20 protein-coding genes, 1 pseudogene and 1 riboswitch are annotated in these 26161 nt (G+C 74.1%); of the genes and pseudogenes, 17 read left to right on the plus strand and 4 right to left on the minus strand.

Translation table 11 applies throughout. The features are described from left to right. Nucleotides 1–84: 84 nt before the first annotated feature. The 3 genes from coaBC to AB0G63_RS17930 all read left to right on the plus strand — a co-directional run bounded on the left by coaBC (nt 85) and on the right by AB0G63_RS17930 (nt 5123). Nucleotides 85–1287: a bifunctional phosphopantothenoylcysteine decarboxylase/phosphopantothenate--cysteine ligase CoaBC gene (coaBC, locus tag AB0G63_RS17920; protein ID WP_360750910.1), complete on the plus strand. Its 1203-nt coding sequence runs from the start codon at nt 85–87 to the stop codon at nt 1285–1287. A 240-nt stretch (nt 1288–1527) separates the two neighbouring features. Continuing rightward, entirely contained in the window at nt 1528–2736 is a 1209-nt protein-coding gene (metK, locus tag AB0G63_RS17925; protein ID WP_360750912.1) for a methionine adenosyltransferase, read from the plus strand. Between the two features lie 236 nt (nt 2737–2972). Beyond that, nucleotides 2973–5123: a primosomal protein N' gene (locus AB0G63_RS17930; RefSeq protein WP_360750914.1), complete on the plus strand. Its 2151-nt coding sequence runs from the start codon at nt 2973–2975 to the stop codon at nt 5121–5123. A gap of 135 nt (nt 5124–5258) precedes the next feature. On the opposite strand, the gene AB0G63_RS17935 is transcribed toward AB0G63_RS17930, so the two are convergent. Then, a complete protein-coding gene (locus AB0G63_RS17935) occupies nt 5259–5792 on the minus strand; it encodes a hypothetical protein (RefSeq protein ID WP_324788600.1) in 534 nt (177 codons plus the stop codon). Nucleotides 5793–6069: 277 nt separating this feature from the next. On the opposite strand from AB0G63_RS17935, the gene fmt reads away from it, so the two are divergent. From fmt to AB0G63_RS17985, 10 genes are all read left to right on the plus strand, one after another. Next, nucleotides 6070–7002 carry a methionyl-tRNA formyltransferase gene (gene fmt, locus AB0G63_RS17940; protein ID WP_360750916.1) on the plus strand — a complete coding sequence of 311 codons (933 nt, stop codon included), beginning with the start codon at nt 6070–6072 and terminating at the stop codon, nt 7000–7002. Between the two features lie 384 nt (nt 7003–7386). Then, a complete protein-coding gene (locus AB0G63_RS17945) occupies nt 7387–8805 on the plus strand; it encodes a transcription antitermination factor NusB (RefSeq protein WP_360750918.1) in 1419 nt (472 codons plus the stop codon). Nucleotides 8806–8951: 146 nt separating this feature from the next. After that, on the plus strand, nt 8952–9638 hold the full coding sequence (gene rpe / locus AB0G63_RS17950) for a ribulose-phosphate 3-epimerase (RefSeq protein ID WP_360750920.1): 687 nt from the start codon (nt 8952–8954) through the stop codon (nt 9636–9638). 90 nt (nt 9639–9728) lie between these two features. Next, complete coding sequence (locus tag AB0G63_RS17955) at nt 9729–10772, plus strand: sugar-binding domain-containing protein (RefSeq protein ID WP_360750922.1); 1044 nt, start codon at nt 9729–9731, stop codon at nt 10770–10772. 143 nt (nt 10773–10915) lie between these two features. Beyond that, the gene (locus AB0G63_RS17960) at nt 10916–11230 is read left to right on the plus strand and encodes a barstar family protein (protein WP_360750924.1); all 315 of its coding nucleotides are present in this window, start codon (nt 10916–10918) and stop codon (nt 11228–11230) included. Between the two features lie 131 nt (nt 11231–11361). After that, on the plus strand, nt 11362–12804 hold the full coding sequence (locus AB0G63_RS17965; RefSeq protein WP_360751043.1) for a GuaB1 family IMP dehydrogenase-related protein: 1443 nt from the start codon (nt 11362–11364) through the stop codon (nt 12802–12804). A 113-nt stretch (nt 12805–12917) separates the two neighbouring features. Then, nucleotides 12918–13370 (plus strand): Lrp/AsnC family transcriptional regulator, encoded by a 453-nt coding sequence (locus AB0G63_RS17970; protein WP_351884364.1) that lies wholly within the window; start codon nt 12918–12920, stop codon nt 13368–13370. Between the two features lie 228 nt (nt 13371–13598). Beyond that, nucleotides 13599–14804, plus strand: a complete 1206-nt coding sequence (locus AB0G63_RS17975) for an MFS transporter (protein WP_360750926.1) — start codon at nt 13599–13601, stop codon at nt 14802–14804. A 541-nt stretch (nt 14805–15345) separates the two neighbouring features. Continuing rightward, nucleotides 15346–16134 (plus strand): carbon-nitrogen hydrolase family protein, encoded by a 789-nt coding sequence (locus AB0G63_RS17980; RefSeq protein WP_360750928.1) that lies wholly within the window; start codon nt 15346–15348, stop codon nt 16132–16134. Nucleotides 16135–16192: 58 nt separating this feature from the next. Continuing rightward, nucleotides 16193–17905, plus strand: a complete 1713-nt coding sequence (locus AB0G63_RS17985) for an NAD(P)/FAD-dependent oxidoreductase (RefSeq protein WP_360750930.1) — start codon at nt 16193–16195, stop codon at nt 17903–17905. Here AB0G63_RS17985 and AB0G63_RS17990 read toward each other — a convergent pair. Further along, nucleotides 17866–18594, minus strand: coding sequence for a DUF5995 family protein (locus AB0G63_RS17990; protein WP_360750932.1), 729 nt, complete (start codon nt 18592–18594; stop codon nt 17866–17868). The two genes, AB0G63_RS17985 and AB0G63_RS17990, sit on opposite strands and share 40 nt — an antisense overlap. A 175-nt stretch (nt 18595–18769) precedes the next feature. Here AB0G63_RS17990 and AB0G63_RS17995 point away from each other — a divergent pair. Then, nucleotides 18770–19992, plus strand: a pseudogene (locus AB0G63_RS17995) (glycoside hydrolase family 6 protein). Here AB0G63_RS17995 and AB0G63_RS18000 read toward each other — a convergent pair. Continuing rightward, nucleotides 19971–21350, minus strand: a complete 1380-nt coding sequence (locus AB0G63_RS18000; RefSeq protein ID WP_360750934.1) for a solute carrier family 23 protein — start codon at nt 21348–21350, stop codon at nt 19971–19973. The pseudogene AB0G63_RS17995 and the gene AB0G63_RS18000 overlap by 22 nt on opposite strands. Nucleotides 21351–21562: 212 nt before the next feature. Between AB0G63_RS18000 and AB0G63_RS18005 the strand changes: the two genes are divergently transcribed. Next, on the plus strand, nt 21563–22021 hold the full coding sequence (locus AB0G63_RS18005) for a thioesterase family protein (RefSeq protein ID WP_360750936.1): 459 nt from the start codon (nt 21563–21565) through the stop codon (nt 22019–22021). On the opposite strand, the gene AB0G63_RS18010 is transcribed toward AB0G63_RS18005, so the two are convergent. After that, entirely contained in the window at nt 21981–23192 is a 1212-nt protein-coding gene (locus AB0G63_RS18010; RefSeq protein WP_360750938.1) for an MFS transporter, read from the minus strand. The genes AB0G63_RS18005 and AB0G63_RS18010 overlap by 41 nt on opposite strands. A gap of 187 nt (nt 23193–23379) precedes the next feature. On the opposite strand from AB0G63_RS18010, the gene AB0G63_RS18015 reads away from it, so the two are divergent. Both AB0G63_RS18015 and AB0G63_RS18020 read left to right on the plus strand, forming a co-directional pair. After that, nucleotides 23380–24594 carry an ROK family transcriptional regulator gene (locus AB0G63_RS18015; RefSeq protein WP_360750940.1) on the plus strand — a complete coding sequence of 405 codons (1215 nt, stop codon included), beginning with the start codon at nt 23380–23382 and terminating at the stop codon, nt 24592–24594. A 236-nt stretch (nt 24595–24830) separates the two neighbouring features. Continuing rightward, nucleotides 24831–25586 (plus strand): NAD(P)H-binding protein, encoded by a 756-nt coding sequence (locus AB0G63_RS18020; RefSeq protein WP_360750942.1) that lies wholly within the window; start codon nt 24831–24833, stop codon nt 25584–25586. 351 nt (nt 25587–25937) lie between these two features. Further along, nucleotides 25938–26068: riboswitch (FMN riboswitch) on the plus strand. Nucleotides 26069–26161: the final 93 nt, after the last annotated feature.

Below are 26161 nucleotides of genomic sequence, written 5' to 3' on the forward strand. Positions count from 1 at the left end.
CTCGGGGGTGCGGGGTCCGTTCCCGCGGTGATGCAGCATGTAAGGCGTACGTGAGACGTACGTTTCCGAGGCCGGGGAGAGACGGTGGACAAGCCGAAGGTCGTTCTGGGGGTCAGCGGCGGCATCGCCGCGTACAAGGCCTGTGAGCTGCTGCGGAGGCTGACGGAGTCGGGACACGACGTGCGCGTCGTGCCCACCGCCTCCGCGCTGCACTTCGTCGGCGCCGCGACCTGGTCCGCGCTGTCCGGACACCCCGTCGCCACCGAGGTCTGGGACGACGTCCACGAGGTGCCCCACGTGCGCATCGGCCAGCAGGCCGATCTGGTGGTCGTCGCCCCCGCCACCGCCGACACGCTCGCCCGGGCGGCCCACGGCCTCGCCGACGACCTGCTCACCAACACCCTCCTCACGGCCCGCTGCCCGGTCGTCTTCGCCCCGGCGATGCACACCGAGATGTGGGAGCACCCGGCCACCCAGGAGAACGTGGCGACACTGCGCCGCCGCGGCGCCGTCGTCATCGAGCCGGCCGTCGGCCGGCTGACCGGCGCCGACACCGGCAAGGGACGGCTGCCCGACCCGGCCGAGATCTTCGAGGTCTGCCGCCGCGTGCTCGCCAGGGGAGTGCGGGAGCCGGACCTCGCCGGCCGGCACGTGGTGGTCAGCGCGGGCGGCACCCGCGAGCCCCTCGACCCGGTCCGCTTCCTCGGCAACCGCTCCTCCGGCAAGCAGGGCTACGCCCTCGCCCGCACCGCCGCCGCGCGCGGCGCCCGGGTCACGCTCGTCGCGGCCAACACCGGCCTGCCCGACCCGGCGGGCGTGGACGTCGTCCGGGCCGGCACCGCGGTGCAGCTGCGCGAGGCGGTGCTGAAGGCGGCGGCGGACGCCGACGCCGTCGTCATGGCGGCCGCGGTCGCCGACTTCCGCCCGGCTGAGTACGCGGCCGGGAAGATAAAGAAGCAGGACGGCCGGGACCCCGAGCCCGTCGTCCTGGTACGAAATCCGGACATCCTCGCGGAGGTGTCCGCCGACCGGGTGCGGCCCGGACAGGTGATCGTCGGCTTCGCCGCGGAGACCGACGACGTGCTGGCCAACGGCCGCGCCAAGCTGGTCCGCAAGGGCTGCGACCTGCTCGTGGTGAACGAGGTGGGCGAGCGGAAGACCTTCGGTTCCGAGGAGAACGAGGCCGTGGTGCTCGGCGCCGACGGCAGCGAGACGCCCGTGCCGTACGGCCCCAAGGAGGCCCTGGCCGAAATCGTGTGGGACCTGGTGGCGCAGCGCCTGCACTGAGTGCTTGATTCACTTCCCGGCCCGTTCGAACCACGCACTCGGGGGACGCGGCGACCCTGGCCAAGCCCCCGGTGATTGGGCAGAATGCCCGTGCCGCAGGTCACAGCGCTCCCGAGAGGCGAGACAGGGGGGCCGGTGGCCAGGTGTGACCGATAAACTGTTCTCGGACGACGCCGGGCGCAGCCCCCGAGCCCGTCCGCCAATGATCAGCCAGCAGCCGCTGCAACCCCAGGGAGCGTTGTGTCCCGTCGCCTGTTCACCTCGGAGTCCGTGACCGAGGGTCACCCCGACAAGATCGCTGACCAGATCAGCGACACCATTCTCGACGCGCTCCTGCGCGAGGACCCGACCTCCCGGGTCGCCGTCGAGACGCTGATCACCACCGGCCTGGTGCACGTGGCCGGAGAAGTCACGACCAAGACCTACGCGGACATCGCGACCCTCGTCCGCAACAAGATCCTCGAGATCGGTTACGACTCTTCGAAGAAGGGCTTCGACGGAGCCTCCTGCGGCGTCTCGGTGTCCATCGGCGCCCAGTCCCCGGACATCGCGCAGGGCGTCGACACGGCGTACGAGACCCGTGTCGAGGGCGACGACGACGAGCTGGACCGCCAGGGCGCCGGCGACCAGGGCCTGATGTTCGGCTACGCGAGCGACGAGACGCCGACCCTGATGCCGCTGCCGATCTTCCTGGCGCACCGCCTGTCGAAGCGCCTGTCCGACGTCCGCAAGAACGGCACCATCCCCTACCTGCGCCCGGACGGCAAGACGCAGGTCACCATCGAGTACGACGGCGACAAGGCGGTCCGCCTGGACACGGTCGTGGTCTCCTCGCAGCACGCGAGCGACATCGACCTGGACTCCCTGCTGGCGCCCGACATCCGCGAGTTCGTCGTCGAGCCCGAGCTGAAGGCGCTGCTGGACGACGGCATCAAGCTCGACACCGAGAACTACCGCCTGCTGGTCAACCCGACCGGCCGCTTCGAGATCGGCGGCCCGATGGGCGACGCCGGCCTCACCGGCCGCAAGATCATCATCGACACGTACGGCGGCATGGCCCGCCACGGCGGCGGCGCCTTCTCGGGCAAGGACCCGTCCAAGGTGGACCGCTCGGCCGCGTACGCGATGCGCTGGGTGGCGAAGAACGTCGTGGCGGCCGGCCTGGCCTCCCGCTGCGAGGTCCAGGTCGCGTACGCGATCGGCAAGGCCGAGCCCGTCGGCCTGTTCGTAGAGACCTTCGGCACCGCCAAGGTCGACCACGAGAAGATCGAGAAGGCCATCGACGAGGTCTTCGACCTCCGTCCCGCCGCGATCATCCGCGACCTCGACCTGCTCCGCCCGATCTACGCCCAGACCGCGGCATACGGTCACTTCGGCCGTGAGCTGCCGGACTTCACCTGGGAGAAGACGGACCGCGTGGACGCGCTGCGGCAGGCCGCCGGCCTGTAAGAAGGGCCCACGCACACCTGGAGTGCCCCCGAGCTCCTGCGGAGCGCGGGGGCGTCTTCATGCCCCGGGGCGGGGTGCGACGCCGGCCCGCGGTGTCCTGGGCGGGCACGGCGCCGGCCCGCGGTGACGGTGTCCTGGGCGGACACGACCCCGGCCCGCGGTGACGGTGGCCGCCGGGCGTCCCGGGCGTCCCGGGCGCGCGGCGGATGTCAGTGCCGTTTGGTAAGAATGCAAGCGTGAGCAGCGAGAACGGGCAGGGCGACGAGGCGCGGTCGGCGCCGCCCGAGCAGCTCGCGCTCATCCGCGAGAGCGTGCGCCGGGCCAGGGAACCGCGGGCCAAGCCGCGGACGTGGCGGGGGGCCGCCCTGGCCGGGGAGCTGCCCGTCGCGCGGGTGCTGGTCGACAAGGGCGTGCTGCATCTCGACCGCTACTTCGACTACGCCGTGCCCGAGGAACTGGACGCCGACGCGCAGCCCGGGGTGCGGGTGCGGGTGCGGTTCGGGGCCGGGCGGCACCGGGTGCGGGAAGGCCGGCGCGAGGGAGGCGGGCTGATCGACGGGTTCCTCGTCGAGCGGCGCGCCGAGTCCGACTACTCCGGGCCGCTCGCCGCGCTGGCCCAGGTCGTCTCGCCGGAGCGGGTGCTCAGCGAGGAACTGCTCGGGCTCGCCCGGGCCGTCGCCGACCGGTACGCCGGGAGCCTCGCCGACGTGCTGCAGCTCGCCGTACCGCCGCGCAGCGCGCGGGCCGAGCAGCGGCCGTCGCCCGAGCCGCTGCCGCCGCCCGGCGCGCCGGAGGCGGGATCGTGGACTCGCTACGAGCGGGGGGCGGGGTTTCTCCGGTCGCTGGCCTCCGGGGGGTCACCGCGCGCCGTGTGGAACGCGTTGCCCGGGCCCGAGTGGAGCGAGGAGCTGGCGAGGGCCGTGGCGGCGACGCTGGCGTCCGGGCGGGGGGCGCTCGTCGTGCTGCCCGACGGGCGGGCGGTCGCACGGGTCGACGCGGCGCTGACCGCGCTGCTGGGTGCGGGGCGGCACGCGGTGCTCACCGCCGACGCCGGGCCCGAGAAGCGCTATCGGGAGTGGCTGGCCGTGCGGCGGGGCTCCGTGCGGGCCGTCGTGGGCACGCGGGCCGCGATGTTCGCGCCGGTGCGGGACCTCGGCCTGGTCGCCGTCTGGGACGACGGCGACGACAGCCACAGTGAGCCGCACGCGCCGCAGCCGCATGCGCGGGAGGTGCTGCTGCTGCGGGCCGCGCACGACAAGTGCGGCTTCCTGCTCGGTAGCCGGAGCTGCACCGTGGAGGCCGCGCAGCTCGTCGAGACGGGCTGGGCCCGGCCGCTGGTCGCCGCGCGCGAGCAGGTGCGGGCCGCCGCGCCGCTGGTGCGGACCGTCGGCGACGGGGACCTCGCCCGGGACGAGGCCGCGCGCGCCGCCCGGCTGCCCACGCTCGCCTGGCAGGCCGTCAGGGAGGGCCTGCGGCACGGGCCGGTGCTGGTGCAGGTGCCGAGGCGGGGATACGTGCCGCGGATGGCGTGCGCCCGATGCCGGGCGCCCGCGCGGTGCCGGCACTGCTCCGGACCGCTGGAGGGGCAGGAGTCGGGGGCGGCGCTGCGGTGCGGGTGGTGCGGGCGGGCGGAGGGCGCCTGGCACTGTCCGGAGTGCGGGTCGTTCCGGCTGCGGGCCCAGGTGGTGGGGGCGCGGCGGACCGCCGAGGAGCTGGGGCGGGCGTTCCCGGCGGTGCCGGTGCGCACCTCGGGCCGCGAGCAGGTGCTCGACACCGTCCCGGACACGCCCGCGCTGGTGGTGAGCACGCCGGGGGCCGAGCCGGTCGCCGAGGGCGGCTATGCGGCGGCGCTGCTGCTGGACGGCTGGGCGATGCTCGGGCGGCCCGATCTGCGGGCCGGCGAGGACGCGCTCCGGCGGTGGATCGGGGCGGCGGCGCTCGTCCGTCCGCACGGCGCCGGGGGGACGGTCGTGGTGGTCGCCGAGCCGACGCTCCGGCCCGTGCAGGCCCTGGTGCGCTGGGACCCGGTCGGGCACGCGGTGCGGGAGCTCGCCGAGCGGGCCGAGCTGGGCTTCCCGCCGGTGTCGCGGATGGCGGCCGTGTCGGGGCTGCCGGAGGCGGTCGCGGACTTCCTGGCCACGGTGCGACTGCCGCCCGAGGCGGAGGTGCTGGGGCCGGTGCCGCTGCCGGTCACGTCTCCCGGGGGTCCCCGCAGGACGGGGGCGCCGCCTCCCGGTGAGCACTGGGAGCGCGCGCTCGTCAGGGTGCCGCCGGGCAGCGGGTCCGCCCTGGCCTCCGCCCTGAAGGCCGCGCAGGCGGCACGGATGGCGCGGGGCGGCGCGGAGGCGCCGGTACGGGTCCGGATCGATCCGCCGGACATCGGGTGACGGTCGGGTCCGGGCGGGGCCCGGTCCGGCACCGGGCGGGGCCGGCCGGGGAGCCGGGGCGGGCAGAGGCGCCGCACGGCGCCGGCCGCCCTCCCGGGGTGCCGGGAGGGCCGGGGGAGAGGAGTGGACGGTGGCTCAGCCGTTGCGCGGGCCGGGGAACGCCGTCGGCCTGGCGTCGTCGCGCAGGCCGGGGCTGCCCGCCGTCGGCTGCGACGGCATGGAACGGGCGGCGGGGACCGTCGGGATGCCGGAGTTGACGCCGACCGTCCGGCTGCCCGACGGCTCGGTGGGCCGCTCGGCCTCGGGGGACGCCTGGGCCCCCGCGCGGCGCGCACCGTAACGGCGGTGCACCGCCTGCTTGGTGACGCCGAGCGCGGAGCCCACCGCGTCCCACGAGAAGCCGAGTGAGCGGTCGAAGTCCACCGCGGCCGTGACCAGCGTCTCGACGCTGTCGCGGAGTTCCTGCGCGAGGCGGACCGTCGGGGCGGGGGCACGCCCGTAGACGACGAAGCCCGTGGCGGGGCCGGAGCGGCGCGGGCGGTAGACGTTGCCCAACTGGGCGGTGAGCGTGCGCAGTGCGTCCACCTGCCGGCGGACCCGCTCGATGTCCCGCACCAGCAATTGCAGGCTGGCCCGAGCCTGGGCGTCGTGAGTTGCGTGGTCGGCCATGAACAAGCCTCTCGAACCGGCGTTGAAAGGGATCGGGCAGCGCGATGTGCGGCCCTTGGGGGTCAACTCTTCCTTGACCAACGCCGATCAGCGCCGCAGGTCACGCATCGGGGGCGTACGGGCATATGCGTACGCCCCCGTGACGGCGCCGTGGCCGGGGGCGGCGCGGCCGGGAGGCGGCTGCGTGCGGGCGGGCCTCCTCGGCGGCGGGTCGCGGTGGCGGGCCATAGACTTGGGGGCCGCCGTCGTCACCGCCCGGAGAGGCCCCAACCCACCCATGAAGCTCGTCTTCGCCGGTACCCCCGAGGTCGCCGTTCCCGCTCTGGACGCCCTGATCAACTCCGGGCGGCACGAGGTGGCCGCCGTCGTCACGCGGCCCGACGCGCCGGCCGGGCGGGGGCGCAGGCTGGTGGCGTCCCCGGTCGCCGAGCGGGCGGCGGAGGCAGGCATCGAGGTGCTGAAGCCGGCCAAGCCGAGGGATCCCGAATTCCTGGAGCGGCTGCGCGAGATCGGGCCGGACTGCTGCCCCGTCGTCGCCTACGGGGCCCTGCTGCCGCGCGTCGCGCTCGACATCCCCGTGCACGGCTGGGTCAACCTGCACTTCTCGCTGCTGCCCGCCTGGCGGGGCGCCGCGCCCGTGCAGCACGCCGTCATGGCCGGCGACGAGATCACCGGGGCCTCCACCTTCCTCATCGAGGAGGGCCTCGACTCCGGGCCCGTCTACGGGACGGTCACCGAGGAGGTCCGGCCCACCGACACCAGCGGCGACCTGCTGACCCGGCTCGCCCTCGCCGGGGCGGGACTGCTCACCGCGACCATGGACGGCATCGAGGACGGCACCCTGAAGGCCGTGCCGCAGCCCGCGGAGGGCGTCACCCTCGCCCCGAAGATCACCGTCGAGGACGCCCGGATCGACTGGGCCGCCCCGGCGCTCAGGGTCGACCGGGTCGTGCGCGGATGCACCCCCGCGCCCGGCGCCTGGACCACGTTCCGCGGCGAGCGGCTGAAGATCGTCCAGGTCACGCCGGTGCCGGAGCGCACCGACCTCGCTCCGGGACAGCCGGCCGTCGGCAAGAACAGCGTCCACGTCGGTACCGGTTCCTACGCCGTCGAGCTGCTGTGGGTGCAGGCCCAGGGCAAGAAGCCGATGCGGGCCGCGGACTGGGCGCGCGGCGTGCGCATCGCCGACGGCGAGACCCTCGGCGGCTAGGGCCTGTCCGGCGGATCATGCCGCAGACGCGGGGCCTGGCACGCCCCCTTCCGCAGGGGGTGCCCCCAGCGGCGTCGTCGTCGGTCCCCGACCCCCCACGCTCGGCTGCGCTCGCGCGGCGGACTCCGATCGGGTCTACTCCCCCCTTCTTCGCCTTGCAGCTGGACGCACCAGACCCCGCTCACCCGGGCTGCACGGCGCGGCCGGTTTCCCCCGACTCGGTCCGCCGGACAGGCCCTGGCACGAAGGCGGGGCGGCGAGGGGACAGGCCAGGGACCAGGGCAGGGAAGGGCCGGGGAAGGCGAGGGCCGGAGCGAGGCATGGAGGGCGGGGCCGACGTACCCTTGGCGGGTATCCCCGCCTGACATCCGGAGCACCTTTTTCGTGAGCGACCAGCCCCGCCGCCCCCGCAAGCCCTACCGCCGGCCCAAGAAGGACCCCGTCCGCATGCTCGCCTTCGAGGCGCTCAGGGCCGTGGACGAGCGGGACGCGTACGCCAACCTCGTCCTGCCGCCCCTGCTGCGCAAGGCGCGGGAGAAGGAGGGGCCCGACCGGTTCGACGGGCGGGACGCGGCGCTCGCGACCGAGCTGGTGTACGGCACGCTGCGCCGGCAGGGGACGTACGACGCGATCATCGCCGCCTGCGTGGACCGGCCGCTCCGGGAGGTCGACCCGCCGGTGCTCGACGTGCTCAGTCTCGGTGTGCACCAGCTGCTCGGGACCCGGATCCCCACCCACGCCGCCGTCTCCGCCTCCGTCGAGCTTGCCCGCGTGGTGCTCGGCGACGGTCGGGCCAAGTTCGTCAACGCCGTGCTGCGCAAGGTCGCCCAGGACGACCTCGCCGGGTGGATCGAGAAGGTCGCCCCGCCCTACGACGAGGACCCCGAGGACCACCTCGCCGTCGTGCACTCGCACCCGCGCTGGATCGTCTCCGCGCTCTGGGACTCGCTCGGCGGCGGCCGGGCCGGCATCGAGGAACTGCTGGAGGCCGACAACGAGCGGCCCGAGGTGACCCTGGTGGCGCGTCCCGGCCGGGCCACGACCGAGGAACTGCTCCGGGAGGAGGCCGCCGTGCCGGGGCGCTGGTCGCCGTACGCCGTGCGGCTGGCCGAGGGCGGCGAGCCCGGCGCGATCGAGGCCGTACGGGAGGGCCGTGCGGGCGTGCAGGACGAGGGCAGCCAGCTCGTCGCGCTCGCCCTGGCCAACGCGCCGCTGGAGGGGCGGGACGAGAAGTGGCTCGACGGGTGCGCCGGGCCCGGCGGCAAGGCCGCGCTGCTCGGAGCGCTCGCCGCCGAGCGCGGGGCCGTGCTGCTCGCCGCCGAGAAGCAGCCGCACCGGGCGGGGCTGGTGGCCAGGGCGCTGCGCGGCAACCCGGGGCCGTACCAGGTCATCGCCGCGGACGGGACCCGGCCGCCGTGGCGTTCCGGCTCCTTCGACCGCGTGCTGATGGACGTGCCCTGCACCGGTCTCGGCGCCCTCAGGCGGCGGCCCGAGGCGCGCTGGCGCCGCCGTCCCGAGGACCTGGACGGGTTCGCGCCGCTGCAGCGCGCCCTGCTGCACACCGCGCTGGACTCCGTGCGCGTCGGCGGGATCGTCGGCTACGCGACCTGCTCCCCGCACCTCGCGGAGACCAGGGCCGTCGTCGACGACGTGGTCAAGCAGCACCCCGACGCCGAACTCGTGGACGCCCGCCCGCTGCTGCCCGGCGTGCCGGACCTCGGCGCCGGTCCCGACGTGCAGCTGTGGCCGCACCGGCACGGGACCGACGCCATGTACCTGGCGCTCATCCGCAGGACCGGCTGACCCGCTCCGCTCCGCCCGCGGCCGGCGCCGGGCCGTCCCGGCGGGCGGCCGGTGCCCGCCAGGCGCCGAGGCGCTGCCGCACCCGGAGAAAGTCCCGGGTCAGCACCGGCGCGAACAAACGTGCCCGGGCATGGCAGGCTTGGGTCATGGCCGTGCAGATCAACCCCAGCATCCTGTCCGCCGACTTCGCCCGCCTCTCGGACGAGGCGAAGGCGGTCGAGGGAGCCGACTGGCTCCACGTCGACGTCATGGACAACCATTTCGTCCCGAACCTCACACTCGGCGTGCCGGTCGTGGAGTCCCTCGCCCGCGCGACGGACACCCCGCTGGACTGCCATCTGATGATCGAGGCCCCTGACCGGTGGGCGCCCCAGTACGTCGAGGCGGGAGCCGGTTCCGTCACCTTCCACGTCGAGGCGGCCACCGCTCCGGTGCGGCTCGCCCGCGAGATCCGGGCCAAGGGCGCCCGCGCCTCCATGGCGCTCAGGCCCGCGACGCCGATCGAGCCCTACGAGGACCTCCTGCCCGAACTCGACATGCTGTTGATCATGACCGTGGAGCCGGGCTTCGGTGGCCAGGCGTTCCTCGACATCATGCTGCCGAAGATCCGCCGCACCCGCGAGTTGATCAGCAAGCACGGTCTGGAGCTGTGGCTCCAGGTCGACGGCGGTGTCTCGGACGGCACCATCGAGCGCTGCGCCGAGGCCGGCGCGGACGTCTTCGTGGCGGGTTCCGCGGTGTACGGGGCGGCCGATCCGGCCGAGGCGGTCCGTGCGCTGCGCGACCGGGCCGAGGCGGTGACCGCGCAGGCGTCGTGGGCGTGCGGCCACTGAACCGACCACAGAACCAAGGGAACGTGAACGCCGTCCATCAGGGCGAATCAACCGCGCCGGATCTGACAGGATGAACGGCGAATCCAGAGTGTGAACAGCAGTGAGGAGATCGCCGTGTCGGGTATGTCGGCGGGCCGGTCAGCAGTGCGGATGGGACCCGCTGAGCTGGTGCAGGCGGCGGCCATGGCCCGCCGCTTCTACCTCGAGGGCAAGTCCAAGATCCAGATCGCGGAGGAGTTCGGCGTCAGCCGCTTCAAGGTGGCCCGGGTGCTGGAGACGGCCCTCGAACGGGATCTCGTACGCATCGAGATCCGCGTCCCGGCCGAGCTGGACGCCGAGCGCTCGGACGCGTTGCGCGCCCGCTACGGCCTCAGGCACGCCGTCGTGGTGGAGTCCCCGGCCGACGCCGAGGAGTCGCCGGACCCGGAGAACCTCGGCGAGGTGGCCGCCGACCTGCTCGGCGAACTGGTGAACGAGGGCGACGTCCTCGGGCTCGCCTGGGGCCGCTCCACCATCCACATGGCCGCGGCCCTGGACCGGCTGCCGCCGTGCACGGTGGTGCAGCTCACGGGGGTGTACGACGCCGGTACCGCCGAGCGCGGCTCGGTGGAGGCCGTGCGCCGTGCCGCCCAGGTCTCCGGCGGCGACGCGCACCCCATCTACGCGCCGATGCTGCTGCCGGACGCGGCGACCGCGGCGGCGCTGCGCCACCAGACGGGGATCGCGCGGGCCTTCGAGTACTTCGACAAGGTCACCGTAGCCTGCGTGTCCATCGGCTCCTGGGAGCCCGGCATCTCCACGGTGCACGACATGCTCAGCGACGAGGAGCGGGCGCACTACGCCTCGCTCGGCGTCGCCGCCGAGATGTCCGCGCACCTCTTCGACGCCGAGGGCCGCCGCATCGGACGCGACCTCGGCGAGCGGTGCATCACGGTCAAGGCGGACCAGCTCCGTCGCATCCCCGAGGTGGTGGCGATAGCGGGCGGGCAGCGCAAGGCGGCCGCGATCGACGCGGTGCTGCGCTCCGGGCTGGTCACCAGCCTGGTGACGGACACCTCGGCGGCGGACTACCTGATGACGGCCGGCTCCCCGCCGAAGCCCGCCCTCAACAGGGCCGACCCCGACGGCCCCTGACGGCCCGTCAGGCCCGAAGGACCGGCACACCTCGTCACGCGCCGGGCCCACGCGACCGCGGGGGCCCGGCGCGTTGTCATGGGGCGGGGCGGCGGGATCTACTACACGGTGATCACGACAACCCCCCACAGGACGGTGCTGAGATGACGGAACACGTCGTCACGCTGGACCTCGACGGCGTCACGGACAAGACGGGCCTGATGGACCGCTGCGCCCGCGCCCTCGACCTGCCCGACTGGTTCGGGCGCAACTGGGACGCCCTCGCCGACAGCCTCTCCGACCCCACCGTCTGGCCCCAGGGCGCACCGGAGCGGGGGCTGCTGGTCGTCGTGCGGAACTGGCGGCCGTACGCCGAGGCACGGCCCGCGGAGTGGCGGACCGCGCGGGAGGTGTTCGCGCAGGCGGTGGACCGCACGCCGGAGCTGTCCGTGGCGCTCGCCCTTGGAGGATCCTCCTGACCCCGCCCCCACCTGCTCGGACGATCCGACCGGGCAGCGCACCACGGCCGCCATGGGACAATGAAGTACGTGCTCTTCCCCCTGGCTGACCTGCCCGGGGGCCACCTCTGATCGACTGGGATGTGCAGCACGTGCGTTTCCTCAACGACGTCCAGCCCGCGTACGACCTGACCTACGACGACGTGTTCATGGTCCCGAGCCGCAGCGCGGTCGGTTCCCGGCAGGGCGTCGACCTCAGCTCCCCGGACGGCACGGGCACCACGATCCCGCTCGTCGTCGCCAACATGACCGCCATCGCCGGCCGCCGCATGGCGGAGACGGTCGCCCGGCGCGGCGGGCTCGTGGTCATCCCGCAGGACATCCCGATCGAGGTCGTCACCGACGTCGTCGGCTGGGTGAAGAGCCGTCACCTCGTACTGGACACCCCGATCGTGCTCACCCCGCACCAGACCGTCGCGGACGCGCTGTCGCTGCTGCCGAAGCGCGCGCACAACGCCGGTGTGGTCGTCGACGAGGGCGGCCGGCCCGTCGGCGTCGTCACCGACCGGGACCTGACCGGCGTCGACCGCTTCACCCAGCTCGAGGTCGTCATGTCCAAGGACCTGCTGCTCCTGGAGGACGGCATCGATCCGCGTGAGGCCTTCAACACCCTCGACGCGGCCAACCGCCGCTACGCCCCCGTGGTCGGTCCGGACGGCCGCCTCGCCGGCATCCTCACCCGCAAGGGCGCCCTGCGCGCCACGCTGTACACGCCGGCCACCGACGCGCGGGGCAAGCTGCGCATCGCGGCCGCGGTCGGCATCAACGGCGACGTGGCGGGCAAGGCCGGGCAACTGCTCGACGCGGGCGTCGACACGCTCGTCATCGACACCGCGCACGGCCACCAGGAGTCGATGATCAGCGCGATCAAGCTGGTGCGCGACCTCGCCCCGCGGGTGCCGGTCGTGGCCGGCAACGTCGTCGCCGCGGAGGGCGTGCGCGACCTGATCGAGGCCGGCGCGGACATCGTCAAGGTCGGCGTCGGCCCCGGCGCCATGTGCACCACCCGCATGATGACCGGCGTCGGCCGGCCGCAGTTCTCGGCGGTGCTGGAGTGCGCGGCCGAGGCGCGCAAGTACGGCAAGCACGTGTGGGCCGACGGCGGCGTCCGCCACCCGCGCGACGTGGCGATGGCGCTCGCGGCCGGGGCGTCCAACGTGATGATCGGCTCCTGGTTCGCGGGTACGTACGAGTCGCCGGGCGACCTCCAGCAGGACGCGGACGGCCGGCTCTACAAGGAGTCCTTCGGCATGGCGTCCTCCCGCGCGGTGCGCAACCGCACCTCCGAGGAGTCGGCGTACGACCGCGCCCGCAAGGCGCTGTTCGAGGAGGGCATCTCCACCTCCCGCATGTACCTCGACCCCGCCCGCCCGGGCGTCGAGGACCTGATCGACTCGATCATCGCGGGTCTCCGCTCCTCCTGCACCTACGCCGGCGCCGGCTCCCTGGAGGAGTTCGCCGAGAAGGCCGTGGTCGGCATCCAGAGCGCGGCCGGCTACGCGGAGGGCAAGCCGCTGCACGCCAGCTGGAACTGAACGGGATGCGGGCGGTCTCCGGGGTCCGACCGCCGTCGGGCTCGTGTTCTACTTCCGGTACGGCCACCGCCGCTCCCGTCCCGCCGCGCCAGAAGTGAAGTGAACCGCCCGCAGTGCTGAACGAACTCGACGAACGCATCGTGCACGCCCTCGCCGAGGACGCCCGCCGCTCCTACGCGGACATCGGGCAGTCGGTCGGCCTGTCCGCGCCCGCCGTGAAGCGGCGCGTGGACAGGCTGCGCGCCACCGGGGCCATCACCGGCTTCACCGTACGGGTGGACCCGTCGGCCCTCGGCTGGGAGACCGAGGGGTTCGTCGAGATCTACTGCCGGCACAACACCTCGCCGGAGACCATCCGGCGGGGCCTGGAGCGCTACCAGGAGGTCGTCGCCGCGTCGACCGTCACCGGCGACGCGGACGCGATCGTGCAGGTCTTCGCCTCCGACATGCGGCACTTCGAACGGGTCCTGGAGCGCATCGCCGGGGAGCCGTTCGTCGAGCGCACCAAGTCCGTGCTGGTGCTGTCGCCGCTGCTGCGCCGCTTCTCGTCGGGTTCGCCGACGTGACCGGCGGACGCGACGATCCGCGGACGAGCGATCCGCGGACGCGCTGTTCGCGGACGCGATGGGCTGCGGAAGGACGATCCGCGGACGCGACAATCGGCGGACGCGCGCGCCGGGTCCGTCTAGCATCGGTGACATGACCTGGCGACATTGATCCCACCGCCGTGCCTCCCGAGGGCCGCCTCGGACGCCGTACCCCCGGCATCCGATCCGTCCCTGCGGGAAGGCCTCATGACACTCACCCCTGTGCGTGCGCCCGCCGTCGGCGTCCGGCGGCTCACGGCCACGCTGTACGGCTACGCGTTCCTCGACGACTTCGTCCTGCTCTACCCGGTGTACGCGCTGCTGTTCAGCGACACCGGACTGTCCGTGTGGCAGATCTCCTCCCTCTTCGCCCTCTGGTCGGCCACCGGCGTGCTGCTGGAGGTGCCCTCCGGCGCCTGGGCCGACGCCGTCTCCCGGCGGCTGCTGCTGTGGCTCGGCCCGCTGCTGACCGCCGCAGGCTTCGCGCTGTGGGTGCTCGTCCCCTCGTACTGGGCCTTCGCGCTCGGCTTCGTCCTGTGGGGCGCCCGGGGAGCGCTCGGCTCCGGGGCGCTGGAGGCGCTGGTGTACGAGGAACTGGAGCGGCTCGGCGCGGCCGGCAGGTACGCCCGGGTCATGGGGCGGGCCCGGGCGGCGGGGCTGCTGGCCGTCATGGCCGCGATGGGCCTCGCCGGGCCCGTGTTCGCCCTCGGCGGCTACCCGGCCGTGGGGGCGGCGAGCGTGCTGTCCTGCCTGGCGGCCGCGGCGGTCGCGTCCCGGTTCCCGGAACACCGGGCCGCGTCGCCGGGCCGGGCCGGGAACTGGGCGGCCACCCTGCGGGCCGGGGTCGGCGAGGTCCGCCGCGACCGGTCCCTGCGCGGGGCGCTGCTCCTGGTGCCCGCCGTCGGCGCGGTGTGGGGGGCGCTCGACGAGTACACCCCGCTGCTGGTGCGGGAGACCGGCGTGCCGGAGGAGGCGGTGCCGTACCTGCTCCTGCTGGTCTGGGCGGGAGCCACGGCCGGCAGCCTGCTGGCGGGCGCCTGCGCACGCCTCGGCCGGGCCGGGTTCGCCGCGCTGCTCGCCGGCGCCGCACTCGCCCTGGCCGCGGGAGCGGCGACGCGGACACCGGCCGGGCTCGGCCTCGTCGCCGTGGCCTTCGCCGGCTTCCAGCTGGCGACCGTACTGGCGGACGTCCGGCTGCAGCAGCGCATCGACGACTCCGGCCGGGCCACCCTGACGTCGGTCGCGGGCCTGGGCACGGAACTCGCCACGATCGTCGTCTTCGCCGGCTACGCGGCCCTCGCCACGCGAACCACCCATGGCACCGCCTTCACGGTGTTCGCCGCGCCGTACCTGATGACGGCCGCCCTGCTGGCCGTCACCCAGTCCTCGCAGCGGGAGAAGGCTGGCCCGTAGCCAATGGTCTGCGCGGTATCCGGTGACGGCCGTCCTGTGGGTCGTCACCTGGTCCCCGCAGCGCGAGGAGGCCAGTCCGTAGCCATGGGTCTGCGCGGGCCGGTGCGGGGGTCTGCAGCGAATCGCCGCGGCACCGGGTACGCGGTGTGCGCCGCGCGGTATCCGGTGACGGCCGTCCTGCGGGTCGCCACCTGATCCCCGCAGCGCGAGAAGGCCCGCCCGTAGCCATGGGTCTGCGCGGCCGGTGCGGGGGGCTGGAACGACTCTCCGCCGGACCGGCTTCGCGGTGTTCGCCGCGCCGTCCCCGGCGACGGCCCTGCTTCTGACCGGTGCCCGCCCGTCGTAGCGCAGGAACGGCGCCCCGACGGGCGGGCCTTCCGCGGCCCGGAGGGAGGGCGTGCAACGAATCGCCGCCGCACCGCCGTTCCGCGCAACGATCAGCGCGGCGGTGCGCAACGGCTGCTTCTTGTCCGGCCGAGGACGCCGACCGTACGGTCTTCCTGGCCCCCCTACCCCCCTTCCGTACCGGTGAGGAACACCCATGCGCACCGCCCTGCTCCAGAGCTCCGGCCGTCCCGGATCGGTCGAGGCGAACCTCGAGGTCCTCGACGAGGCCGCGGGCCGCGCCGCCGCCGCGGGCGCCGGGCTGCTGGCGGCGCCGGAGATGTTCCTGACCGGGTACGCGATCGGCGATGACATCGCCCGCCTCGCCGAACCCGCCGACGGCGCCTCGGCGGCCGCGGTCGCCGGCATCGCCGCGCGGCACGGCGTGGCGGTTGTCTACGGCTACCCCGAGCGGGCCGGCGAGGCGGTCTTCAACTCCGCCCAGTTGGTCTCCGCCGACGGCGACCGCCTCGCCCACTACCGCAAGACCCACCTCTACGGCCCCTTCGAGCGCGCCCACTTCACGCCGGGCGAGCAGCCGGTGGTGCAGGCCGAGCTGAACGGCCTCCGCGTCGGCCTCATGATCTGCTACGACGTGGAGTTCCCGGAGAACGTCCGCGCCCACGCGCTCGCCGGCACCGACCTCCTCGTGGTGCCGACGGCGCAGATGCACCCGTACCAGTTCGTCCCCGAGTCGCTGATCCCGGTGCGCGCCTTCGAGAACCAGATGTACGTCGCGTACGTCAACCGGGTCGGCCGGGAAGGGGAGTTCGACTTCGTCGGCCTCTCCACGCTGGCCGGACCCGACGGAGTCGCCCGCACTCGCGCCGGCCGCGGCGAGGAACTCGTCCTCGCCGACGTCGACCCCGCCTTCCTGGACGCCTCCCGCGAGGCCAACCCGTATCTGACGGACCGCCGTCCAGGCCTGTACGGCGCCCTCGTCTGACGCGCCCCTGTTCCTTTCGTCCCTCCGTTCCTCTTTTCGCGCAAGGAGTCCGCACCCCATGACGTCCACGGTGCCCAACGCCGTCGAGCACGCAGACGAGCAGCAGCCGCCGATCACCATGTTCGGCCCGGACTTCCCGTACGCGTACGACGACTTCCTCGCCCACCCGGCGGGCCTGGGCCAGATACCCGCGACCGAGCACGGCACCGAGGTCGCGGTGATCGGCGGCGGCCTGTCCGGCATCGTGGCCGCGTACGAGCTGATGAAGATGGGCCTGAAGCCGGTCGTCTACGAGGCGGACCGGATCGGCGGGCGGCTGCGCACCGTCGGCTTCGAGGGCTGCGACCCCTCCCTCACCGCCGAGATGGGCGCGATGCGCTTCCCGCCGTCCTCCACGGCGCTGCAGCACTACATCGACCTGGTGGGCCTGGAGACCCGTCCCTTCCCCAACCCCCTCGCCGAGGCGACGCCTTCGACCGTCGTCGACCTCAAGGGCGAGTCGCACTACGCCGAGACGATCGACGACCTTCCCCAGGTGTACCGGGACGTCGCCGCGGCCTGGAACGCGTGCCTCGAAGAGGGCGCCGACTTCTCCGCGATGAACCGCGCCCTGCGCGAGCGTGACGTGCCCCGCATCCGCGAGATCTGGGCGAGGCTCGTGGAGAAGCTCGACAACCAGACCTTCTACGGCTTCCTCTGCGACTCCGCGGCGTTCAAGTCCTTCCGGCACCGCGAGATCTTCGGCCAGGTCGGCTTCGGGACGGGCGGCTGGGACACCGACTTCCCCAACTCCATCCTGGAGATCCTGCGCGTCGTCTACACCGAGGCCGACGACCACCACCGCGGCATCGTCGGCGGCTCCCAGCAGCTGCCGCTGCGCCTGTGGGAGCGCGAGCCGGAGAAGATCGTCCACTGGCCGTACGGCACCTCGCTGAAGTCCCTGCACGTGGACGGCGAGCCGCGGCCGGCCGTGACCCGGCTGCACCGCACCGCCGGCAACCACATCACCGTGACGGACGCGAGCGGCGCCATCCGCACCTACCGGGCGGCCATCTTCACCGCCCAGTCCTGGATGCTGCTGTCGAAGATCGCCTGCGACGACTCGCTGTTCCCGATCGACCACTGGACGGCGATCGAGCGCACCCACTACATGGAGTCCAGCAAGCTGTTCGTCCCGGTCGACCGGCCGTTCTGGCTCGACAAGGCCGTCGACGACAGGGGGAACCCGACCGGCCGGGACGTGATGTCGATGACGCTCACCGACCGCATGACCCGCGGCACCTACCTCCTCGACGACGGCCCGGACCGGCCCGCCGTCATCTGCCTCTCCTACACCTGGTGCGACGACAGCCTGAAGTGGCTGCCGCTGTCCGCGAACGAGCGGATGGAGGTCATGCTGAAGTCGCTCGGCGAGATCTACCCGAACGTCGACATCAGGAAGCACATCATCGGCGACCCGGTGACCGTCTCCTGGGAGAACGAGCCCTACTTCATGGGCGCGTTCAAGGCCAACCTGCCCGGCCACTACCGCTACCAGCGGCGGCTGTTCACCCACTTCATGCAGGACCGGCTGCCCGAGGACAAGCGGGGCATCTTCCTCGCCGGCGACGACATCTCCTGGACGGCCGGCTGGGCCGAGGGCGCGGTCCAGACCGCGCTGAACGCGGTCTGGGGCGTCATGCACCACCTCGGCGGCGCCACCGACGCGTCCAACCCGGGCCCCGGCGACGTCTACGACGAGATCGCCCCGGTGGAACTGCCCGAGGACTGACGGCAGTCCGCCAGCGGTGTCAGGAGGATGCGGCCCGCGAAGCCGACCGCCGCGTCGAGCTGTTCGGTGAACTCCTCGGCCACGTCGGGCACCCGGCGCAGCGCCCACAGGGCACGTGCCGCCGCCCAGGTGGCCTCCCGGGCGCGTTCCAGGCTCCACGAACCGAGCAGATGGGTGAGCGGGTCGGCGATCTGCAACAGGTCGGGGCCCGGCATCAGATCTTCGCGGACGCGCTCCTCCAGCGAGACGAGGAGATCGCCCACGCGGTCGAACTCGTCCTCCAGATCGGCCGGTTCGCAGCCGAGCGTACGGCAGCTGTCCACCACGGCGAGCGCCAGGTCGTGGCCGATGTGCGCGTTGATGCCCGCCAGCGCGAACTGCAGCGGTCGTACGCCGGGGTGCCGGCGGAGCTGGAACAGCGGCCGCCAGCAGGCCGGTGCCCGCCGTCCGTCGGTCACCGCGTCGACGGCGGCGAGGTAGCGCTCGGCGAACCGCACGTCCAGCGTGATCGCCGCCCGCCGGTCCGCGAACCGCCCGGCGTCGATGCTCCGGTCGACGGCCTCGGTGACGGTGAGGTAGACGCGGTTGAAGACCGCGACGCCGTCCCGCTCCGGCAGGGCCGCGTCCAGGGCGCGCATCCGGGAGACGACCGCGTCGACGGGAGTGGTGAACTGTTCGCGTTGCGCCATGCCGGAAGCGTCCCAGGCTCAGGGTGGCCCGAGTGGCGGCGGACCCGGCGCTTCCCCGGAACGGGGGAACGCGCCCGCCGCGGGGGAGGGGGGAGCAGCACCGTGCCAGGCGTACGTGCCCGCCACCGGGCGGCACGCAGGGCCGGACGCCGGCGTGCCGGCCCTGCACGGCGCCATGGCCGCGGCGGCCTCCGTCGTGGTCGCCGTCGGCGCGGCGACCGGGATGATCCCGGCGCTCGACGACGGACGCGTCGGCGGGGAAGCCAGGTCCCGGATCACCGGATCGCCGCGCCCGGAGCAGCTGCCCCTGCCGCCGTCGTCGTCCCCGCCCGCGGCCGGGGCGTCCGAGTCCGCCCCGCCCACCGAGAAGCCCACCGAGAAGCCCACCGAGAAGCCCATCGCCCGCCCGGCCCCCGCACCGCCGCCGACGGCGAAGGAGCGGCAGGCCGCGACCGCCGCCGGCCGGCTCTACCGGCATCCCGACTCCCAGGTTCTCGACTGGGTCCCCGCGCGCGCACCCCGGCGATCCCCGCGCCGCCGTCATGGAGTCCCGGATCGCCGGTCAGCCGGCGGACGTGTGGTTCGCCGACTTCACCCCCGGGACCATCGCCTCCCGGGGCCGCGCGGTCACCGCGGGCGCCGCCGCGCAGGGCAGGGTGCCGGTCGTGGTGCCGTACCCCGTACCGGACCACGACTGCGGCGGCGTGTCCGAGGGCGGGGCGCCCGGTCTCGCCGCCTACGACGACTGGATCGACGCCTTCGCCGAGGGGCCCGGCTCCGGCGAGGTCGTCGTCGTCCTGGAGCCCGATTCGATCGCGCAGTCCGACTGTCTCTCCGACAGCGGACGCGCCGCCCGCTTCGCCTCGCCGGCCCGCGCGGGCCGGGTGCTGAGGACGGCGAACCCGAGGGCCCGGGTCCACTACGACGCCGGGCACTCCGGCCGGCACCCGGCCGCGCGGCAGGCGGCCCTGCTCCGGCAGGCGGGCGCCGCCTCGGCCGCCTCCTCCGACGGCGTCTTCAGCAACGTCTCCGACTTCCGCACCACCGCCGCCGAGACCGCCTACGGCCGGCAGGTCCTCGACGCCCTCGGCGGGCCCGCCGGCCTGGGCGCCGTCATCGACACCAGGCGCAACGGCAACGGCGCGCCGGCCGACGACGAGTGGCGCGACCCGGCGGGCCGCAGGATCGGGCGGACGCCCACGCTCCGGCGGGCCGCAGGATCGGGCGGACGCCCACGCTCCGGCGGGCCGCAGGATCGGGCGGACGCCCACGCTCGGCACCGGCGAGGCCCGGATCGACGCCTGCCTGTGGGTGAAGCTGCCGGGGGAGTCGGACGGCTGCGAGGGGGCGCCGGGCACGTTCAGCCCGTCGTACGCCTACGAGCCGGCCTCGTCGTAGGAGGACGTGCCCTCGTCGAGCAGCGGCTCCTGCGGCTTGAGGTGGGCGGGCGCGAACGCGCGCAGCACGTGGTAGCCGGTGATGACGACCAGCGTGCCGAGCGCGATGCCGCTGAGCGAGAAGGTGTCGGTGAACTTCATGGTGACGTTGCCGACGCCGATGATGATGCCCGCCGCGGCCGGCACCAGGTTCAGCGGATTGCGCAGGTCCACCTTGGCGTTGAGCCAGATCTGCGCGCCGAGCAGGCCGATCATGCCGTACAGGATGACCGTGATGCCGCCGAGCACGCCGCCCGGGATCGCGGCCACCACCGCGCCGAACTTCGGGCACAGGCCGAACAGCAGCGCGAAGCTGGCGGCGGCCCAGTAGGCGGCGGTGGAGTAGACGCGGGTGGCGGCCATCACGCCGATGTTCTCGGAGTACGTGGTGTTGGGCGGGCCGCCGACCGCGGTGGACAGCATGGAGCCGATGCCGTCGGCGGAGATCGCCGTGCCCAGCTTGTCGTCCAGCGACTCGCCGGTCATCTCGCCGACCGCCTTGACGTGCCCGGCGTTCTCGGCGACGAGGGCGATGACGACCGGCAGGGCCACCAGGATCGCCGACCACTGGAAGGACGGGCCGTGGAAGGACGGCAGCCCGAACCAGTCGGCGCGGGAGACGCCGGAGAGGTCCAGGCGCCAGTGGTCGGTGATCTTCCCGCTCGCGTCGGCCGAGTGGATGCGGCCGAAGATCCGGTCGAACGCCCAGGAAGCGGCGTACCCGAAGACCAGGCCGAGGAAGATCGCGATGCGGGACCAGAAACCGCGCAGGCCGACCACCGCCAGACCGGTGAACAGCATCACCAGCAGGGCGGTCCACTGGTCCTGCGGCCAGTAGGTGGAGGCGGTGACGGGCGCGAGGTTGAAGCCGATCAGCATCACGACCGCGCCGGTGACGACCGGCGGCATCGCGATGTGGATGATCCGCGCCCCGAAGCGCTGCACGGCGAGCCCCACCAGGAACAGCGCGACGCCGACGACGAACACCGCGCCGGTGACGGTGGCGCTCGAACCGCCCTGTGCCCGGATGACGGCCGCCACGCCCACGAAGGACAGCGAGCAGCCCAGGTAGCTCGGGACCCGGCCGCGGGTGGCGAGCAGGAAGATCACGGTCGCGACGCCCGACATCATGATCGCGAGATTGGGGTCCAGGCCCATCAGGACCGGGGCCACGAAGGACGCGCCGAACATCGCCACCACGTGCTGGGCGCCGAGTCCGACCGTGCGGGGCCAGGAGAGCCGTTCGTCGGGGCGTACCACCGCTCCGGGCGCGGGCGTACGCCCGTCTCCGTGCAGCTTCCAGCGCACGCCGAGGTCCATGATGAGGTTTCGCTTTCTCTGTACTGTGCAGCTTGTTCCGGACCAATTGTCGGTGGTGCCCGTGGTCCGCCCGCACCCGCCCCGCCCCGACGCCCCTCGCCCGGCTGCCTGACCAGGCCCTTCCCGACGACGAGTGCTGAGCGTCCGCTTAGGATGGAGTGCACCCCGAGGGCGCCGCGGCGCCCCACCCGCAACGCTCAGGAGCCCCGCCCGTGACCGCCGAAGCCCCGACCGCCCCCGCCCTGTCCTACGGCCGGCTGATCCCCGTCACCGTCCACTTCGACGACCTGGACGCGCTCGGCCTGCTCCACAACGCCCGCTACCCGCTGAAGGTCGAGCAGGCGTGGACGGAGCTGTGGCAGGGGCACGGCATCCACTTCGAGGGCGACTGGGCGGCGGCCGGCGACGCCTGCAACGCGGTCAAGGAACTCCGCATCACCTACGAGGCGCCCGTCACCCGCCCCGGCACGTACGCCGTCCACCTCTGGCTGGAGCGGCTGGGCACCACGGGCCTGACCTACGGCTTCCGGTTCTGCTCGCGGGACGGCTCGACGACCTACGCGCGGGGCGCCCGCGTCCTGGTCCGGCTGGACGCGGAGACGCTGCGGCCCGCGCCGTGGAGCGAGACGTTCAGGGCCGCGGGCCGGGAACTGCTTCGCCCCGAGGACTGACCTCCGCCCGGTCGCGCTCGCCGGGGCGCAGCACCCCCGCGAAGGCCACGAGACCGAAGGCCAGCACCGTCACCAGCGCGAACGACACCGTCAGGCTGGTCGCCTCGGCGAGCCCGCCGATCGCGCTCGGCGCGATCAGCCCAGAGGTGTAGGTGATGGTCGCGACGCCCGCGATGGCCTGGCTGGGGTTCGGGCCGCTGCGCCCCGCCGCCGCGAAGCACAGCGGCACGACGACCGCGATACCCAGGCCCACCAGCGCGAACCCGCCGATCGCCACCGCCGGGTGACCGGCGACGACGATGAGCACCCCGCCGAGGACGGCGAGACCGCCGCCGGCCCGGACGGTGCGCTCGGCGCCGCAGCGGTCGACCACCGTGTCGCCCACCAGCCTGGCGAGCGCCATGGTGAGCATGAAGCCGGTCGTGCACGCGGCCGCCAGACCCGCCGAACTCTCCAGCCGGTCGCGCAGGTAGACCGCCGACCAGTCGAGGCTCGCGCCCTCCGCGAACACCGCGCAGAAGCCGACCGCTCCGATCAGCAGCGCCGACCGGGGCGGCAGGGTGAACCTCGGCGGCGGCTCCTCGTCCTCGGCGGGCTGCAGATCGAGCACCCAGCGGCAGACCAGCACGCCCAGCACGGTGAGCACCGCCGCCGCCAGCCCGTGGTGCAGCCGGGCGTCCGAGCCGAGGTGCGCGGCGAGCGTGCCGGCCGCCGAGCCGATCAGCGCGCCCACGCTCCACATGCCGTGCAGACCGGACATGATCGACTTGCCGAGCAGCCGCTCGACCTCGACGCCGAGCGCGTTCATGGCCACGTCGGCCATCCCGGCGGTGGCCCCGTACGTGAACATCGCCAGGCACAGGGTGGGCAGGTTCGGCGAGAGCGACGGCAGGACCAGCGACACCGTCCAGGCGGCGATCAGGGCGCGCAGGGTGTTCCGGCTCCCGAAGCGGTGCGTTACACGGCCGGCCAGCGGCATCGCGCAGGCGGCGCCGAGCGCCGTGAAGGCGAGGGCGAAACCGAGCAGGCCCGCGCTGACCGAGGCGTGGTCCTGGATCCACGGCACCCGGGTCGCGAACGAGCCCGTGACGGCGCCGTGCACCGCGAACACGGCCGCCATCGCGTACCGGGCACGCCTCACCTCGCGCTGGTCGTGGACCACGTCCTTCATTCTCCGGCCCTCCCGCACTCCCGTCCCATGGCTGTCCGCCCCGGCGCCGTAAACTATCAGGAACCCTGCCTGATAGATAGCCCGCAATCAGCCCCGTACGAACGACCGGGCCGCGTGCACCGAAGCACGACGACCGAAGGCGCCGCCCGCGTGCCGCGCGCCCCTGCGCATCTGGAAGGATCCCGGCATGCCCGCGTCCCCGAGCACCGCCCGGGCCATCAACGACCGGCTCGCCCTGCGCCTGCTCCAGCAGGAGGGCCCGTTGACGGCAGGGCAGTTGAAGCAGCTGACCGGCCTGTCCCGGCCCACCGTCGCCGACCTCGTCGAACGGCTCACCGCGTCCGGTCTGGTCACCGTGGTCGGGGAGGCGGGCGAGGCGCGCCGCGGCCCCAACGCGAAGCTGTACGGCATCGTCGCCGACCGTGCGCACCTCGCGGCGCTGGACGTGCGCACGGAGAGCGTCGCGGTGCTGGTGTCCGACCTGGTCGGCCGGGTGCTGGCCGAGGCGTCCGTGCCGATCGGCGGCGACACCGGGACGGGCACCGCCGTGGAACGCGCGGTCACCCTGGTCGAGCACGCGCTGAAGGAGGCCGGCGCCGACCGGCTGCACACCGTCGGGATCGGCGCGCCCGGCCTGATCGACCCCGCCAGCGGCGAACTCCGCGACACCACCGGCCTGCCCGCGTGGCACCGCAGCCTGGTCGCGGCCCTGCAGCAACGGCTGCCCGGGGCCCGCGTCAGCGTCGAGAACGAGACCAACCTCGCCGCGCTGGCGGAACAGCGCGACGGCGCGGCGCGGGACCGCGACACCTTCGTCCTGCTGTGGCTCGGCCACGGCACCGGCGCGGCCGTGGTCCTCGACGGCGTCCTGCGCCGCGGCGCCTCCGGCGGCACGGGGGAGATCGGCTTCCTGCCGGTGCCGGGCACGGCCGGCCTGCCGTCGGCCACGGACTGCGAGGGCGGCTTCCACTCCCTGGCGGGCGCGGCGGCGGTCGCGAGGCTGGCGGCGGAGTACGGTCTGACGGCCGGGGCGACGGGACACGAACCGCGGGCCGCCGGGGCGGTGCGGGAGGCGGCGCGCCTGGTGGCAACGCCGCCCGCCGGACCGGGGCCCGTCGCGCGGGAAGCCGCGGAATTCCTCGACGCCCTCGCCGACCGGCTCGCCGTCGGCGTCGCCTCCGTCGTGTCGATCCTCGACCCCGGTTGCGTGGTGCTGGGCGGCGAGATCGGGCAGGCCGGCGGCGAGGCACTGGCCGGCCGGGTCGCCCGGCGGCTGCACCGGATGTCGCCGCTGCCGACGGAGGTGCGGCCCGGCACCCTGGGCGGCGGTGCGGTGCTGCGCGGGGCGCTGCTGACGGCCCGGGACCGCGCGCAGGACGAACTGTTCCCGCCGGCACGCTGAGCGACCGCGGGCCTGCGCCACGGCGGGCCTGCGTGACTGCCGGCCTGCGCGACTGCCGGGCCTGCGTGACTGCCGGCCTGCGCGACCGCCGGGCCTGCGTGACTGCCGGGCATGCGTGACGGCGGGAATGTCACGTCTCGCGGGGGCCGTGTCACGTTTCGCGGGGCCCGGTCCGTCCCAGTCGGAGGAAGGGCGCTCCGTCCGGGGGCGTCCGACGTCCGAAGGGACTCGACAGCATGACCACGATCCTGGTGACCGGCGGTACCGGAACCCTCGGCCGGCTCGTCACCGAGCGGCTGCGGGCGGACGGCCACGAGGTACGGGTGCTCAGCCGGCACGCCGAGCCGTACGCCGTGGACCTGCGTGAGGGCGGCCCCGGCCTGGACCGGGCCGTCGACGGCGTGGACACGATCGTGCACTGCGCCACCTCCCAGACCGGCGGGGACGAGAAGGCGGCCGGGCACCTGATCGCCGCGGCACGGCGGGCCGGGGTGGGCCATCTGGTCTACATCTCGATCGTCGGCGTCGACCGGGTGCCGTTCGGCTACTACCGGACCAAGCTCGCCGTGGAGCGGCAGATCGAGCAGTCGGGGCTGGGCTGGACCGTGCTGCGCGCGACCCAGTTCCACGACCTGCTCGTGACCGTCCTCGGGTCCGTGGCCAGGCTGCCGGTGATGCTGCTGCCGGCCGGGGTGCGGGACCAGCCGGTGGAGGTGGCCGAGGTCGCGGACCGCCTCGCCGAGCTCGCCCTCGCCGCACCCGCCGGGCGGACCGCGGACATGGGCGGCCCCGAGGTGCGCACCCTGGAGTCGCTGGCCCGCGCGTACCTGCGGGCGACGGGCCGCCGGCGTGCGGTGGTGAACGTCCCCCTGTGGGGCAAGGCCTACCGTGCCTTCCGCTCCGGCGGCCACCTGGCCCCGCAGCAGGCCGTCGGGAAGGGCACCTTCGAGGACTTCCTGGCCCGGCGCTTCGGCGACGGCCGACGGGGCTGACGCGGGGGCTGCCGGGGCTGAAGGGGGCTGCCGGGTCCGGCGCGAGGCTGTGACGGGGCCGGCGCGGGATCCGGAGACCCGGCGGCGGGCAAGGGCCGTCGTCACCGCCGCCGGGCCGGTCCGCGGGCGTGCCTGCGCGAGACCCCGGAGAAAGGTCTAGACCATACCGGGTCTTGCGTCAATAGGTCTGGACCAGTCGGTGGTTCCGGGCCGGCCGACGGGCCGGATCGCCCGACGGTTCCGGGCCGGGCCGCGGGGAATCCGGCGGGCGCTCGTGTGAGCCACCCCACAGCCTTTCACCCATATGGACGCCGATCGGGCATGGCACACTGAGCCTGTACCTTTTAGCAGCAGCGCACTCCGGGGTCGGTGAAAGTCCGAACCGGCGGTTACAGTCCGCGACCCGGTCGCCTCCAGCGGCCGGTTGACCAGGTGAAATTCCTGGACCGACGGTTAAAGTCCGGATGGGAGGCAGTGCGCGGCGGGCGGGCATTCGTGCGCGCCGCCGTACCGGTTCGTCCAGTCGACGAACCCCGTCCGGCGTCGCCCCCGGTATCCCTGCTCGTACATCCTGT

Source organism: Streptomyces sp. NPDC020996 (genome assembly GCF_040641355.1).
Lineage (GTDB): Bacteria > Actinomycetota > Actinomycetes > Streptomycetales > Streptomycetaceae > Streptomyces.

Coding starts and splice junctions, on each gene's coding strand:
- AB0G63_RS17935 (WP_324788600.1), bottom strand. CDS start 5,792: ATGGCCGACCACGCAACTCACGACGCCCAGGCTCGGGCCAGCCTGCAA.
- fmt (WP_360750916.1), top strand. CDS start 6,070: ATGAAGCTCGTCTTCGCCGGTACCCCCGAGGTCGCCGTTCCCGCTCTG.
- rpe (WP_360750920.1), top strand. CDS start 8,952: ATGGCCGTGCAGATCAACCCCAGCATCCTGTCCGCCGACTTCGCCCGC.
- AB0G63_RS17960 (WP_360750924.1), top strand. CDS start 10,916: ATGACGGAACACGTCGTCACGCTGGACCTCGACGGCGTCACGGACAAG.
- AB0G63_RS17975 (WP_360750926.1), top strand. CDS start 13,599: ATGACACTCACCCCTGTGCGTGCGCCCGCCGTCGGCGTCCGGCGGCTC.
- AB0G63_RS17980 (WP_360750928.1), top strand. CDS start 15,346: ATGCGCACCGCCCTGCTCCAGAGCTCCGGCCGTCCCGGATCGGTCGAG.
- AB0G63_RS17985 (WP_360750930.1), top strand. CDS start 16,193: ATGACGTCCACGGTGCCCAACGCCGTCGAGCACGCAGACGAGCAGCAG.
- AB0G63_RS17990 (WP_360750932.1), bottom strand. CDS start 18,594: ATGGCGCAACGCGAACAGTTCACCACTCCCGTCGACGCGGTCGTCTCC.
- AB0G63_RS18000 (WP_360750934.1), bottom strand. CDS start 21,350: ATGGACCTCGGCGTGCGCTGGAAGCTGCACGGAGACGGGCGTACGCCC.
- AB0G63_RS18010 (WP_360750938.1), bottom strand. CDS start 23,192: ATGAAGGACGTGGTCCACGACCAGCGCGAGGTGAGGCGTGCCCGGTAC.
- AB0G63_RS18015 (WP_360750940.1), top strand. CDS start 23,380: ATGCCCGCGTCCCCGAGCACCGCCCGGGCCATCAACGACCGGCTCGCC.
- AB0G63_RS18020 (WP_360750942.1), top strand. CDS start 24,831: ATGACCACGATCCTGGTGACCGGCGGTACCGGAACCCTCGGCCGGCTC.